The following is a 13,322-nucleotide window of genomic DNA, read 5'->3' as shown; positions in this document are numbered from 1 at the left end:
GACGGGCGCTGGGTTGCAGATGCGCTAACGTTACCTGGCTTATGTCTCGGTTGCCGGCTTTGCGACGGCATCCGCCGCATTTCGGCTTTGTTGCTCGCGGCGCACAAATGGATAGCTGTGCTGGCCGATATAGTCCGTCGGGATCGGTTCATCGACTCCATATTTCTCGGGCATTTTGGAGCCTGGAATATGGAACGTGCCGAACAACGCATCAATGAGGGCCAAGTGGCTGGCGAAGTTCTTGTCATAGGCGTCGCGTTGATCGGCATGATGCCAATGGTGGAACTGAGGGCTTGCGATCACCCATCTGAGCGGCCCGAAGTTCACCCTGACGTTGGCGTGCAGAAGCAATGCGTGTCCGCTAGCGATGATGAGGTATACCGTAATGGCTTCCAACGAAAATCCCAGAAAGAATACAGGCAGAAGCGAGACAGCCTTGGTGACGATCTGGTCCACCGGATGCGCCCGGAAGGCAACCATCCAGTCCAACTCTTCAATGCCGTGATGAATCGCGTGAAATCTCCAGAGCGCCGGGATGGCATGAAACGCCCGGTGGGAGGCGTAGACACCGAGATCGGCCAGGATGATGATCTCTGTGACTTGGAGCCATGTCGCCTGACCGTTCACTGTCATCGCTACCTTCTCAGGTATCAAAGATGCCGAGACGCCCATTGCCCCTGCCGCCATAAGGAAAATGCAGATCTTGAGGAAAGCGCCGTTGACCAGTGCGTAGATCACATCGGTGCCGAGACCCTTGCGGAATATCTTCTGTTGCGTCCGCAGGGCGAGGAGGCGCTCCAGCGGTACGAAGATCAGGGCGCAAATGAGCAGCGTTTTCAGACCAAAGAGGTCCATCGGCTCCATCTCCCGATGTCATTTACCAGAGGAGTGAACCACTTCATGGCCCCTCACACAAGGCAATGGTTTCCAAACAGTTAACCGGTGCGCCGTGACCTTCTGGCCGGGAGGCTTTGATGACCTGATGACACATTTCGAGTGGCGGCCAGTTTGGCCGTTAACGCTCTGGAAACCATTTGCTTGTCGGCGCACGCGAGGAATGCTTCAGTGCTGCTTTGCAGGGGGCAGAATGTTGAATGAAGATTTTCTCGGCCGGATCGCGATCGTCTGTATCATGACGGTCCTGGCGGTTCTCAGCGCGATTCCTCTGTTCGTCTATTTTCATCAGAACGCATCGGTATACTCGCTGGCCATGGTCAATCAGGTGTTGGCGACTGTTCTATCCGCCCTGCAGGTTTTCCTGACGGTCGGTCGCCTCCCGCCAAAAGGAACCGCGCAGGGAATCGAACCAAGGGTCACTTCTGTAGCCGGAACTTTCCTGATCATCGTTGCAATGTTTGTGACTCCAGCACTGGAAAGCGAGGCAGCGCAAATGGTGGCGCTGTGCTTGATTTTCATCGGCATGGTGGGCTCCGTGTTTTGCCTCTACTGGCTCGGCCGCTCCTTCTCCATCATGGCTACGGCCCGGCAACTGGTTACCTCTGGCCCATATTCCATTGTTCGCCATCCGCTTTACATCTGCGAGGCCACATTCATTCTCGGGATGATCCTTTCGCACTTGTCGGTGTTGATGGTGGCGTTAGGCGCGGTCCAATTTCTCGTACAGTATCGACGTGCACGGAACGAGGAAGGCATCCTTCGACAGACATTCCCTGAATATGAAGAATACGCTCGGCGCGTCCCAATGCTTCTGCCGCGTTTTCGTCATTCGGAAGTGTCAGCACCTAGCCAGTGATAAGACCGCCACGCTTCCAGAACAATGAGAGGCAAGCCCGGCGATCAAGTCGGTGAAATGTTCCGCACCAGAACACTCGTTGATGTCACGCTTGTGATGGCTGTGCCGACACCTTGCCGGGCAAGCAGGTCGATGGCTAAATAGACCACCACAGGGGGAGAAGGCATCATGGCACTTCACCTTTCGGCGGATACCCGGGCTTCAGTCGCCCCGCAAAAATATCTTTTTGGCCCGTTCATCGACTTCTTCATGCTTGGCGGAAGCGCGCTTTTCATCCTGCCTGTCCTGTATTTTCTGCCGTTGCGCTATGAAGCCACCGTGACGCTGACGATGTTCTTGCTCTCGCACCTCATAAACCAGCCGCATTTCGGTCATTCGTACCAGATCTTCTATCGTAATTTCGCGCGCAAGGTGCGCGGCGAGGGTTACGGCCGGAGCCTTCAGATCCGCTATATTTTCGCGGGCATCGTCGTCCCGCTGGGCATGTTCGCCTTCTTTGCCTATGGCTCGCTGACGGGCAACGCCCGCCTGCTCGGCAATGCGACAAACGCGATGGGCTTTTTCGTCGGCTGGCATTACGTCAAGCAGGGCTACGGCATGCTGATGGTGGATGCGGTGCTGAAGCGCAAATTCTTCAGCGATCAGGACAAGAAGGTGTTGCTGTTCAACGGCTACGCCGTCTGGCTGTTCGCCTGGCTCCAGACGAATGTGGTGATCACCCAAAGGCAGTTCTGGGGTCTGGACTATTACACCTTCGCGGTGCCGCCATGGCTCATCACCATCGCCATGTCGATCGCCGCCGCCTCCTCGGCGGCAACCGCCGTGATGTTCATCAACCGCTGGCGCAAACATGGTGGCGCGCTGCCCTATAATGGCGTCGTCGCCTACGTCGTGTCCCTCTATGCGTGGATCCTGTTCGTGACGCTGAACCCGCTCTGGCTGCTCGTCGTGCCGGCGATGCATTCGTTGCAGTATCTGGCGGTGGTCTGGCGCTACCAGACCAATGTCGAGCGCGACCGTGCGAATGCCGTCGAGAAGCCGCCGTTGAAGCTCTTCGCCATTCTCGGACCACGGTACAGGCTGCGGGTGCTGGCCTTCATCCTGGTCGGTGCAATTCTCGGAGCGCTCGGTTTCTGGCTGGTGCCGATGGCGTTGACCGACCTGGTTCCCTACGACAAGGCCGTGCTCGGCTCGTCGCTCTTCCTCTTCATCGCCTGGATCTTCATCAACGTGCACCACTACTTCCTGGACAATGTCATGTGGCGGCGCGGCAATCCGGAAGTCTCGAAATATCTGTTCCGCTGAGGCGGTCGGTTGAAGTCATTCCGGGGCAGGGAGGGTTCGGTCCCGGCGCGAACACGATTCGTTAACCAAGATGCTGTTCATCGACAGGACGAGGACAGATGCCCGCGTGCCTGGTGAGGGCTGTTCGAAAGAAGGCCACTTACGGCGAAGTCGTCAAATCGCCCGAAACAAGAACAATGTGCATGGCATGAACGTGACTGAAAGCGAACAGAACGCGCCCGGCGCCTCCCATCGTTGGACATGGTTGCCGGCCATTGCCGTCGCGTTGCTTTGCCTGTGCGTCACCGGTGCGTTCGCCGAGACGCGCGCCTTGAAGATCCAGCATCTGCATACCGGCGAGAAGGCGGAGATCGTCTTCAAGCGCAACGGGCGCTACGATCAGGCGGGATTGAAGAAGATCAATTTCATGCTGCGCGACTGGCGCCGCAACGAGCCGACCAGGATGGATCCGCGCCTGCTCGACCTCGTCTGGCAGGCTTATCGTGCCAGCGGCTCGAGCGGCTATATCCATGTCGTCAGCGCCTATCGTTCGCCGGCGACCAACGCCATGCTGCGCAGCCGCTCGAAGGGCGTGGCGCGGGAAAGCCAGCACATGGTCGGCCGCGCCATGGACTTCTTCCTGCCGGATGTGCCGCTGAAGAAGCTGCGCGACATCGGCCTCAGGATGCAGGGCGGTGGCGTCGGTTATTATCCGACCTCCGGCTCGCCTTTCATTCACATGGATGTCGGCAATGTGCGGCACTGGCCGGGCATCAGCCGCCAGGAACTTGCCAGGGTCTTCCCGAACGGCAACACACTGCATGTGCCGAGCGACGGCGGGCCGTTGCCCGGCTACGACCAGGCGCTTGCCGCCTACAAATCGCGCAAGGCCGCCGGCACGCCCAACATCGAGCTGGCAAGCGCCGACGGCGGCCAGGGCAAGTCGCGCGGCCTGCTGGCGACGCTTCTGGGCGTGCGCGGCGCCGACGAGTCCGAGAATATCGCCGAAGCAGCGCCCGCGCCACGCAAACCGGCCAAGTCCGTTGAACCAAAAACGGCGGGGCAGGGCATCGCCATCGTGCCGCCGCAGGATGCCCAGCGCGCGGACATCCAGATGGCTTCCGCCGGTGCGGCCGAAGAACCGCTCGCCGAACAGAAGGGCAAGTCGCCGGAAGCGATCGTGATGGCCATGGCGCCCAGCGCGGTGCCGTTGCCGGCCCTCGCCCCGCGCGCCGTCGCCACGGCCAGCATTGCGACCCCGCAAAACGCACCGTTGGCGATGGCCAGCGCGTCCACGGCGCGGGCCGAACCCTCCGCGCCCAAGCCGGTGGTGGCCAATGCCGAAATGCCCTTGGGCAAGACGGATGCCGCTGCCGCGAGCGCCGCGCCGGACATGGTGGCGCTCAACATCCCGTTGCCGACATGGCGGCCGCGGAATGAGGCAAGCGCCATGCGTCAGCCGGAAGCGGTCAAATCCGCCGATGCCGTCGCTGCATTGCTGGCCATGCACCATCCCGATACCGCCCTTGATGGATCGGCCGCTCAGCAGGTTGCCGTCCCGGCACCGAGGCCCGAGGATCGTATCAGGACCAGCCCCAAGGCCGATCGTGTCGAGCCACGCCTCGATCCCGAGGCCACCGCCGTGATTGTGCCCGTGGCGGGTCGCGGCATCCCCGGAGGACCCGGCGCGGCAGCGGCGCCTGTCATTGCAGCCAATTTCATCCGCACGGCGCCGGAGCAGGTCTATCTCGACGGATTTCAGCCGCGGGGACAGACGTCGGATCACCGCCGCTTCACCGGCTCCGCGGTGAAATTCCTGCCCATCGCCAGTTTCAAATAGGGGCGAACGCTCCCATTCGATCCGCTATAGTGTTGCGCGGCGCGGATGGCCGTGACGCCATTGCGCAACCACGCCGCCGCCGCCCATGCGGCTCTGTAAAATATTTTCCAAATTTGACTACCGTCAGTGAAATTGTAAGATAATCATCTTCTTGTCAGTGAGAGGCGATGACCATGTCGATCCGCGAAGAACTGGCCAACACCACCTTGGCGTTCACCTCGGCGGAAGAAAAGATCGTTCAGGTTCTGCTTGCCGACTATCCGATGTCGGGGCTTGGCACCGCAACTCGGCTGGCGCGCCGCGCCGGGGTCAGCGATCCGAGCGTGACGCGGCTGATGACCAAGCTCGGCTATGTCGGCTTCGCCGATTTCCAGGCGCGCCTGCTCACCGAGGTCGAATCCAGGTTGCATTCGCCGCTTTTGATGATGGAGGCCAAGCGTCCCGGCGGCTCCAGCGAAGGCACCGCACTCGCCTATTTCCATTCGGTCTCCGACAGTCTGGAGCGCACGCGCACGGCGGTGCCCCTGCAAGCCTACACACGCGCCGTCAACTTGCTGCTCGAAACCAGGGGCCAGGTCGTGCTGCTGGGTGGCCGTTTCAGCCGGCACATCGCCTCGATGCTCGCCGGCTACCTCCTGCAATTCCGCTCCGGCGTGCGCGATATCGGTTCGCTCAGCCCCGCCGACTTCGACCTGCTGATCGACCTTGGCAAGCGCGATCTTCTCGTCGTCTTCGACTACCGGCGCTACCAGTCGGACGTCGTGCGCTTTGCCCAACAGGCGCATGAACGCGGCGTCTCCATCCTGTTGTTCACCGACGTGTGGCTGTCGCCGATATCGGAGATCGCCGACCTGACCATGGTCGCGGCGATCGATGCCAATTCGCCCTTCGACACGCTGGCCACCGCCGTCGCCCAGATGGAAACGGTCTTTGCCCATGCGCTGGAGGGCCATGGTGCAGGCGTTCGCAAGCGCATCGAGGACATCGAGAAGATCCGCAGCGCCAATGCCGTCACGCTCGACGCCGCCGAACAGGCCGTCCCCGAGGATGCCGGACCGCCCAAGCCGGGTCACAAATCCAGAACCGGGAAGAATTGACGCCAATGCGCTTCGCGCCTGCCGCTGTAGCCGCCTAACCAAGGGACCAGGAAATGCCCGAGACTCAATCCATCATCGACACCGTCCAGGCCGGAATCGAGGCCGACCGCGAATGGCTGATCGGGCTGACCCGCGACATGGTCCGCATCCCCTCGGTCAATCCCAAATTCGAGCCCAATCCGGCGATCAACCGCGAGGCGGATGTCCAGGCGCTGCTCGAGCCGATCCTCAAGCAGGACGGCTTCCGCACCGAACAATGGGACGCTTTGCCCGGGCGGCCCAATCTTGTCGGCGAATGGGCCGGAAACGAGGACCGCAGCCTGATCCTGTGCGGACATATCGATGTCGTCCCGGTCGGCGAGATGAAGGACTGGTCCGTCGATCCGTTCGGCGGCGAGATCACCAATGGCCGGCTCTATGGCCGGGGCGCGGTCGACATGAAGGGCGGTGTCGCGGCTTGCATCGCCGCCGCGCATGCGATCAAAAAGGCCGGCATCACGCTGCAGGGACGGCTGGCCATTCACTCCGTCGTCGACGAGGAAGCCGGTGGGTTCGGTGCCATCGACGCGGTGAAGAAGGGCAAGCTTGCGAAGGCGGCGCTCGTCGCCGAGCCGACTTGGGGCGATGTCCTGCCGGTCGAAGGCGGGCTTGAATGGGCGCGGGTGACGATCCGTGGCCGCAACGCGCATTCGGCGCTGCGCTACAACGAGATCTATCCGCAGCGCCACGACAACGACCGGCTCAAGCCCGGCGTCAACGCGATCGAGATTGCCGCCCGCTTCATTGCCGCCGTCCGCCAGTATGAGCTGGACCGCACACGGGCGAAATCCCACCCACTGCTGCCGCTTGGCATGAACACCATCAACATCGGCGTCATGCATGGCGGCACTGGCCTTGGCGAGCACGGCCTGCCGACGGTGATGACCAATCCGGCCATCATCCCCGACGTCGCCGTGCTCGACCTCGACATGAAATTCCTGCCTGATGAGAACTCGGCCGACTATCGCCGCGACTTCGAGGCGTTCGTCCATTATTTCGCGCAGACCGACGCCTGGCTGCGCGATAACCCGCCGACCATTCAGTGGGAGCTCGGCGGGCTGCATTTCCCGCCGATGAACACGTCTGTCGACCACCCGCTGGTGACGTCGCTGATGAAGCGCAAGGCCGCGATCGGCAAGGCGCCGCAAGCGCGCGGCTTCGTCGCCGTCTGCGATGCCGCGCACTATGCCGGCGCGGGCGTCGACGGCGTCATCTTCGGCCCGTCGGGTGACGGTTTTCATGGCGCCAACGAATATGTCGAGGTCGAATCGGTGGTCGAGACCGCCAAGGTGATTGCGGCTTCGGTGATCGACTGGTGCGGCGTCCGCTGAAGAGAGGCAACGTGTCGAAAGAGGTCAGGCCGGGCGTCTGATCCGTCCGGCGACGGCGCCCCATGCGGCCTTGATCATGCCGGCCAGCCCGCTGGGATAGGCCAGCATCACGCCGATGATCAGCACCGCTGTGATTATCGGCCGCCATGCGCCGAAATCGGCCATCCATTCGGCGAAGATCGTCAGCACGAAGGAAGCGACGATGGCGCCGTAGATGGTGCTGGTACCGCCCAGCAGCACCATCGACAGGATGATGGTGGCCAAGCTCATGCCGAAGACGTCGATCGACGCGTTGCGCTGGTAGGCGGCGTAGAAGGCGCCGGCAACGCCGGGGAAGAACGCGCTTGCCGCCAGCGTCAGCATGCGCTGGCGCACGATCGAGACGCCGCGGCTGGTGGCGTATTCCTCATTGTCGCGCAGCGCCACGATGCTGGCGCCGGCGCGCGAGCGCACGAACACGCGCAGGAAAAGCGTGCTCGTCATCAGCAATGCCAGCGCGATGTAGAAATAGGCGAACTTGGCGTCGCGGACCATATTGTGGTCGAACCAGTAGAGGCCGGGGATGCGCACGATCCCTTGCGTGCCGCCGGTGATGTCCGACTGGCTGAGGATCACCTGCATCACCAGCTGCGCGAAGCCGAATGTCACCAGGATGATATAGATGCCCTTCAGCCGAAGGATCGGGATGGTCACCAGGATCGCCGCCAGCGTGGCGGTGACGCCGCTGGCAAACAGCGCGATCCAGGGGTCGAGTCCGGCAAGCTTGGTCAGCAGGCTGTAGGCATAGACGCCAATGCCGAACAGCGCGAGATGGCCGAAATTGAAGACGCCGCCATAGCCGAGGCTGAGATCCCAGTTCGAGGCGACGATGGCATAGATGAAGGCCATGATCAGGATGTGGCGGGCATAGGTGTCGCCGAAGATCAGCGGCAGCAGCGCCAGCAAGGCGAAGCCGATGACGAAGCCGACGGCCTCATATTTCCACGGTGTGCGGCCGGGCGCGATCGGAATTGTCGCCACCGTACGGATTGGTGCCATCGTCGAGGTCGTGTCGGTCATGCGAGGCCTCGTGGGCGGCTGGCGAAAATGCCCTCGGGGCGCACCATCAGGGTCAGGATCAGCACGCCGAACAGCAGCGCCGGCGTCCAGTAGAGGCCGAAATAATAGCTGCAGCCGGCCTCGAAGAAGCCGATCAGATAGGCGGCGAAGATCGGCCCCGAAATGCTCGATATGCCACCGAAGACGACCACGATCAGCGCCTTGAGCAGCGGGTCGCTGCCCATGACAGGCGACATGAAGCGATAGCCCCCCATGAAGATGCCGGCCAGCCCCGCCAGCGAAGCGGCGATGGCGAAGGCAAGGCCATAAAGTGCGGTGACGTTGAGCCCAACCAGATGGCTGGCATCCTCGTTCTGCGCCACGGCGCGCAGCGCCAGCCCAAGCCGGGTTCTGTTGAGGAACATCCACAGTGCCGCCAGGATCAGCGGCGTGATGACAATGATGGCGATCTGGTGCAACGAGACGCCGACGCCGCCTATGGTCGCGTTGCCGTCGATCAGTGCCGGGATCTGCTTCGAACGCGGCCCCCAGATGGTCAAGGCGCCGTTCTCGATCAGCGATCCTGCGGCAAGCGTGGTGATCACGACGACCAGCACGATGTTGGGCCGGCCGATCAGCGGCCGCACGACGCTCGCCTGCAGGATCCAACCAACGCCTGCCATGACGACGACGGCGACCGGAAAGGCAACTGCTGCCGGCAGGCCGAGTTCGACCAGCTGCCAGGCGATGTAAGCACCCAGCATCATGAACACGCCATGGCTGAAGTTGAACACGCCGATCGTCGTCCAGACCAAAGCGAGCCCGACCGCCATCATGGCGTAGAGCGAGCCCTGGAACAGGCCGCCGAACAGGATTTCCGCCAATGCGCTCATGTTCGAAATCCTAATGGCCAAAATACATCGACATGATCTCGCCGTGGTCGAGGCTTTCGCCCGGCTTGATCTCGGTCGCCACCGCGCCGTGGTTGACGAGGTAGAGTTGCTGCGTCAGTTCCAGCAGGAATTCGATGTCCTGCTCGACGACGATGAGCGGCACGCCGCCGCGCGAAATGTCCATGACGGAGGCGCACAGCTCATCCTTGATCTTGGGTGCCAGCCCCAGCGTCGGCTCGTCGAGGATCAATAGGCGGGGATGGCTCATCAGCGCCGTGCCGATCGACACCATCTGGCGCTCGCCCCCCGACAGGGTGCGCACCCGCTGGCGCCAGCGTTCCGCCAGCTTCGGGAACAGCTTGATCACCTTCTCGCGGTTCTCCGCCTCATGCGGGCGGGCACGTGGCGAATAGGCGCCGAGCGCCATGCAATCGGCGATGGAGAGATCGGGAAACAGCCGGTTGCCTTGCGGCACATGGATCAGCCCGGTGCCGACGATGGCGCGGGCGCTACGGCCGGCAATGTCCTGCCCATCGAACAGGATACGGCCGCTCTTTGGTTGCAGCAGCCCGGAGATTGCCCGCAGCAGCGTCGTCTTGCCGTGGCCATTGGGCCCGAACAGGCCGACATTGCCGAAACGGCCGGCCTCCAGCGAAATGTCATGCAGCACGGTGACGCGGCCGTAACCGGCGGTGACGCTTTCGACGGTGAGGATGGGATTCACGCCACCGCCCTCCTGGTCCCGAGATAGGCCTCGATGACGCGCTGGTCGGCGATCACATCAGCTGGTTTGCCGGCGGCGAGCACACGGCCATTGTTGAGCACCAGGAGATGCTGCGACAGGCTCATCAGGAAGGTCAGCACATGTTCGATCAAGAGGATAGTGATGCCGCGTTCGGCGGTGCGCCGGATCAGCCCGATCGATGTCTCGATCTCGGGCTTGGTCAGGCTTGATGCCGGTTCGTCGAGCAGCAGCATGCGCGGCTGCATGGCGACCGCGGTGGCAAGCATCAGGCATTTGCGCTCGAAGACGGACAGTTCGCCGGCCAGCCGGCCGAAGGATGCCGAGCCCAGGCCGACGAATTCCAGCGCCTCGGCGGCGGCATGGCGGGCGGCCGCGGCCGCCTTCTCCGGCTTGCCATAGCTGCAGCCGATCAAGGCGTTCTCGAACACGGTCAGCCCGTCGAAGCTGGTTTCGCGCTGGAAGGTGCGGGCAAGGCCGAGGCGCGCGATGGCATGCCCTGACTTTCCGTTGATCGCGGTGCCGTCCAAGCGGATGCTGCCCCGGTCCGGTCCGAACGGGATGCCGGTGATGACGTTGAACAGCGTGCTCTTGCCGCTGCCGTTCGGGCCGGCGATGCCGAAAATCTCGCCGGCCTCGACCTTGAACGACACGCCATCGACGGCCTTCAGCGAACCGAAGGCCTTCGAGACGTCATCCAGTTCAAGCAGGGCCATGCCTCACTGCATCCAGGGCTGGAGCTTGAAGGCGCCGGTGGCGTATTTCTCCGGCGAGATCAGCGTGCGCTGGCCGTCCCAGATCTGGAAGAAGGTGATCGGGATATAGTCGTCGCCCTGCGTGGCAAGGTGCGTGGCGGGATCGAACTTCAGCCGGCCCTCGGCCACCTGCTTGTCGGTCTCCGACAGCGCCTTCATGATCGCCGCGTGGTCGGATGCGCCGCCGACCTTCTTGACGGCGTCGAAATAGACATTGGTCATTTCGTATAGGCCGACGCCATAGGTGCCGCTCTCGACGCCGTACTTCGCCTTGAACTTGGCGGCCACCTCGCCGGCGCGCGGGTTCTTCGGCGTGGTCAGCGCGCCGCCCAGAAGATTGTAGATGACGCCGTTCGATTTCTTGCCGGTCAATTCGACGAATTCCGGAACGCTCGGCGCGTATTGCAGGAAGACCAGGCTCTTGGTCGGCTGCTCGAGGAACTGGTTCAGGAAGGACGCCGAATTGCCCGGCAGGTAGTCGGTGTTGATGACGACATCGGGAACATTCTCGCGCACCTTGGCCAGGATCGAGCGCCAGTCGGTCACTTCGCCGAACGGAACGATCTCGTCGACGGTGATGGTCCAGCCCTTCTCCTTGAAGGTCTTCTTCATGCCTTCGGAGATGGTCTTGGAATAGGCATTGTCGGAGGAGATGATGGCGACCTTCTTGGTTGGCAAGGTGATCTTGCCGTCGGCCGCGAGCTTCTCGACGAACAGGGTGACGTCGGTGTTGTAGGCGTCGAAGGACGGCGTCAGCGACCAGCAGCACATGTACTTGTCCGGGTGCGGCGCGATGATATCCCTGGTCTGCTGCGAGGTGGCTGCCAGCATGTAGGGCATCTCTGCCTCCGCCATGTTGTCGATCTCGAAATTCGTCAGGCTGGCATAGCCGGTGAGCATGAACTGCACGCCGGGATCGCCAAGCAGGCGCTCGACCGCGCTGGTGACGTTGCCGGCGGACTGATCCTTGACGTCGCCGACCACCAGTTCGAACGTGTTGCCGGCGACGCCGCCGGCAGCGTTTGCCTCATCGATAGCCATCTGCACGCCACGCTGGAATTCCTGGCCGTCGGCCGCGGCAGGCCCGGTGATCGGCGCCAGCAGGCCGATCTTGACGACATCGGCGAAGGCGGGAGCGGCGGATACGGCAAACGCGCCGATCAGCGCGGTGCTCATCAGCATATGGCGGATTCTGGTGGCGGCGGATCTGGATTTCATCGTGCTGTTCCCTGTTTTCCTCCCGTTCATCGGGAGTTGGATAATTGACAATCTACGCATAATTGTTCTTATTTGAAAAGGATTTTTCAACGCAACCTGATCGGGAAGGCGATTCCCGCAAAGGTATGGAAACCGTGGCGCTTTGCTGCGCATCTGCACTAGAACAAGGCAATCCGGACGGAGCGGACCATGACGATCTCGCAGAAGACCCTTGAAACCAGCCACGGCAGGATCGCCCTTCGCGAGACTGGCGGCAAAGGCACCGCCGTGCTGCTTATCCACGGCAATTCGTCCTCGAATGCCGTTTTCCGCAATCAGCTCGAGAGCCCATTGGGTGAGCGCTACCACATCATCGCTGCCGATCTGCCGGGGCATGGGGCATCAGGCGATGCGATCGATCCGGACCGCTCCTACAGCATGGAGGGCTATGCCGATGCCATGACCGAGGTGCTTGGGCTGCTCGGCATCGACAAGGCCATCGTCTTCGGCTGGTCGCTTGGCGGCCATATCGGCTTGGAGATGATCGATCGCTTTCCAGGCCTGCTCGGCCTGATGATTACAGGCACCCCGCCAGTGGCGCCCGAGGAGGTCGGCAACGGCTTCAAGCCGAGCCCGCATATGCACCTTGCCGGGCAGGAAACCTTCAGCGCCGCCGATGTCGAGGCCTATGCGCGCAGCACCTGCGGCGAGCCGTTCGAGCCGTTTCTCCTCGACACGGTGGCGCGCACCGACGGGCGGGCGCGACGCCTGATGTTCGAAAAATTCGCGGCCGGCACCGGCCGCAACCAGCGCGAGATCGTCGCCGGCAAGACGCCGCCGATCGCCGTTCTGAACGGCATCGACGAACCCTTCGTCAACACCGACTTCGTCTCGGCCGTGAAGTTTTCCAACCTATGGGAAGGCAAGTCGCATCTGCTCGACAGATCGGGTCACGCGCCGTTCTGGGATTCGCCCGACCGCTTCGACCCTATCTTCGCCCGCTTCCTGGCAAGCGTCGACAAGGGATAGTTTCGCGGCCTACGCCATCGGCAAGCCGCTAGCGGTGGATGTCCGAAGCCACGGATTTGAAAAAGGAGAAGAACGTCTTCGAGGCCCGCGCCATCGAATACCAGAACAGCGGCGGACCGGCCTGGGATTGAGAAGGACCGGAGCCGCCACCGGACATCGCGGCTCCGGTGGGATCAGGCCGCGGCTCTGAGCTGCCTTGCCGCCTCCACCATGTTGACCAGCGCGGGGCGGACCTCGTCCCAGCCGCGGGTCTTCAGGCCGCAATCCGGGTTGATCCAGAGTTGCCCGTCGGCGAGACGCGGTGTGCCAATATCGGCATTTGCA

General features: G+C 62.4%; 12 protein-coding genes and 1 pseudogene. 6 read left to right on the top strand and 7 right to left on the bottom strand.

The window, feature by feature from the left end:
• Positions 1-39: 39 nt before the first annotated feature.
• Positions 40-864: a sterol desaturase family protein gene (locus tag FJ546_RS25245; RefSeq protein WP_140891794.1), complete on the bottom strand. Its 825-nt coding sequence runs from the start codon at positions 862-864 to the stop codon at positions 40-42.
• Positions 865-1,087: 223 nt separating this feature from the next.
• Between FJ546_RS25245 and FJ546_RS25240 the strand changes: the two genes are divergently transcribed.
• The 5 genes from FJ546_RS25240 (at position 1,088) to FJ546_RS25220 (ending at position 7,344) form a co-directional block, all read left to right on the top strand.
• Positions 1,088-1,753, top strand: a complete 666-nt coding sequence (locus tag FJ546_RS25240) for an isoprenylcysteine carboxylmethyltransferase family protein (protein WP_140891793.1) — start codon at positions 1,088-1,090, stop codon at positions 1,751-1,753.
• Between the two features lie 168 nt (positions 1,754-1,921).
• Positions 1,922-3,058: a hypothetical protein gene (locus tag FJ546_RS25235; RefSeq protein WP_140891792.1), complete on the top strand. Its 1,137-nt coding sequence runs from the start codon at positions 1,922-1,924 to the stop codon at positions 3,056-3,058.
• Positions 3,059-3,245: 187 nt separating this feature from the next.
• Positions 3,246-4,877 carry a DUF882 domain-containing protein gene (locus FJ546_RS25230; protein WP_140891791.1) on the top strand — a complete coding sequence of 544 codons (1,632 nt, stop codon included), beginning with the start codon at positions 3,246-3,248 and terminating at the stop codon, positions 4,875-4,877.
• 173 nt (positions 4,878-5,050) lie between these two features.
• Positions 5,051-5,974: a MurR/RpiR family transcriptional regulator gene (locus FJ546_RS25225; protein WP_140891790.1), complete on the top strand. Its 924-nt coding sequence runs from the start codon at positions 5,051-5,053 to the stop codon at positions 5,972-5,974.
• Positions 5,975-6,027: 53 nt separating this feature from the next.
• Positions 6,028-7,344, top strand: coding sequence for an ArgE/DapE family deacylase (locus FJ546_RS25220; RefSeq protein WP_140891789.1), 1,317 nt, complete (start codon positions 6,028-6,030; stop codon positions 7,342-7,344).
• Positions 7,345-7,368: 24 nt separating this feature from the next.
• On the opposite strand, the gene FJ546_RS25215 is transcribed toward FJ546_RS25220, so the two are convergent.
• The 5 genes from FJ546_RS25215 to FJ546_RS25195 are packed head-to-tail and all read right to left on the bottom strand — an operon-like array spanning position 7,369 to position 11,990.
• Entirely contained in the window at positions 7,369-8,403 is a 1,035-nt protein-coding gene (locus FJ546_RS25215) for a branched-chain amino acid ABC transporter permease (protein WP_140891788.1), read from the bottom strand.
• Positions 8,400-9,275 (bottom strand): branched-chain amino acid ABC transporter permease, encoded by an 876-nt coding sequence (locus FJ546_RS25210; RefSeq protein ID WP_140891787.1) that lies wholly within the window; start codon positions 9,273-9,275, stop codon positions 8,400-8,402. The genes FJ546_RS25215 and FJ546_RS25210 overlap by 4 nt, the downstream gene beginning before the upstream one ends.
• A gap of 10 nt (positions 9,276-9,285) precedes the next feature.
• Complete coding sequence (locus FJ546_RS25205) at positions 9,286-9,999, bottom strand: ABC transporter ATP-binding protein (RefSeq protein WP_140891786.1); 714 nt, start codon at positions 9,997-9,999, stop codon at positions 9,286-9,288.
• Positions 9,996-10,733 (bottom strand): ATP-binding cassette domain-containing protein, encoded by a 738-nt coding sequence (locus FJ546_RS25200; RefSeq protein WP_140891785.1) that lies wholly within the window; start codon positions 10,731-10,733, stop codon positions 9,996-9,998. Before FJ546_RS25200 ends, FJ546_RS25205 begins: the two co-directional genes overlap by 4 nt.
• A gap of 3 nt (positions 10,734-10,736) precedes the next feature.
• A complete protein-coding gene (locus tag FJ546_RS25195; protein ID WP_140891784.1) occupies positions 10,737-11,990 on the bottom strand; it encodes an ABC transporter substrate-binding protein in 1,254 nt (417 codons plus the stop codon).
• A gap of 189 nt (positions 11,991-12,179) precedes the next feature.
• Here FJ546_RS25195 and FJ546_RS25190 point away from each other — a divergent pair, with 189 nt between their 5' ends.
• The gene (locus FJ546_RS25190) at positions 12,180-12,998 is read left to right on the top strand and encodes an alpha/beta hydrolase (RefSeq protein ID WP_140891783.1); all 819 of its coding nucleotides are present in this window, start codon (positions 12,180-12,182) and stop codon (positions 12,996-12,998) included.
• A gap of 173 nt (positions 12,999-13,171) precedes the next feature.
• Here FJ546_RS25190 and FJ546_RS25185 read toward each other — a convergent pair.
• Positions 13,172-13,297 (bottom strand): annotated as a pseudogene (locus FJ546_RS25185) (hypothetical protein); the annotation flags it as partial.
• Positions 13,298-13,322 lie beyond the last annotated feature (25 nt).

Source organism: Mesorhizobium sp. B2-4-19 (assembly GCF_006441315.1).
In the GTDB taxonomy this organism is placed as follows: Bacteria; Pseudomonadota; Alphaproteobacteria; order Rhizobiales; family Rhizobiaceae; genus Mesorhizobium.
Note: the sequence above shows the minus strand (reverse complement) of the source record. Positions and strands in the feature narration are given on the sequence as shown.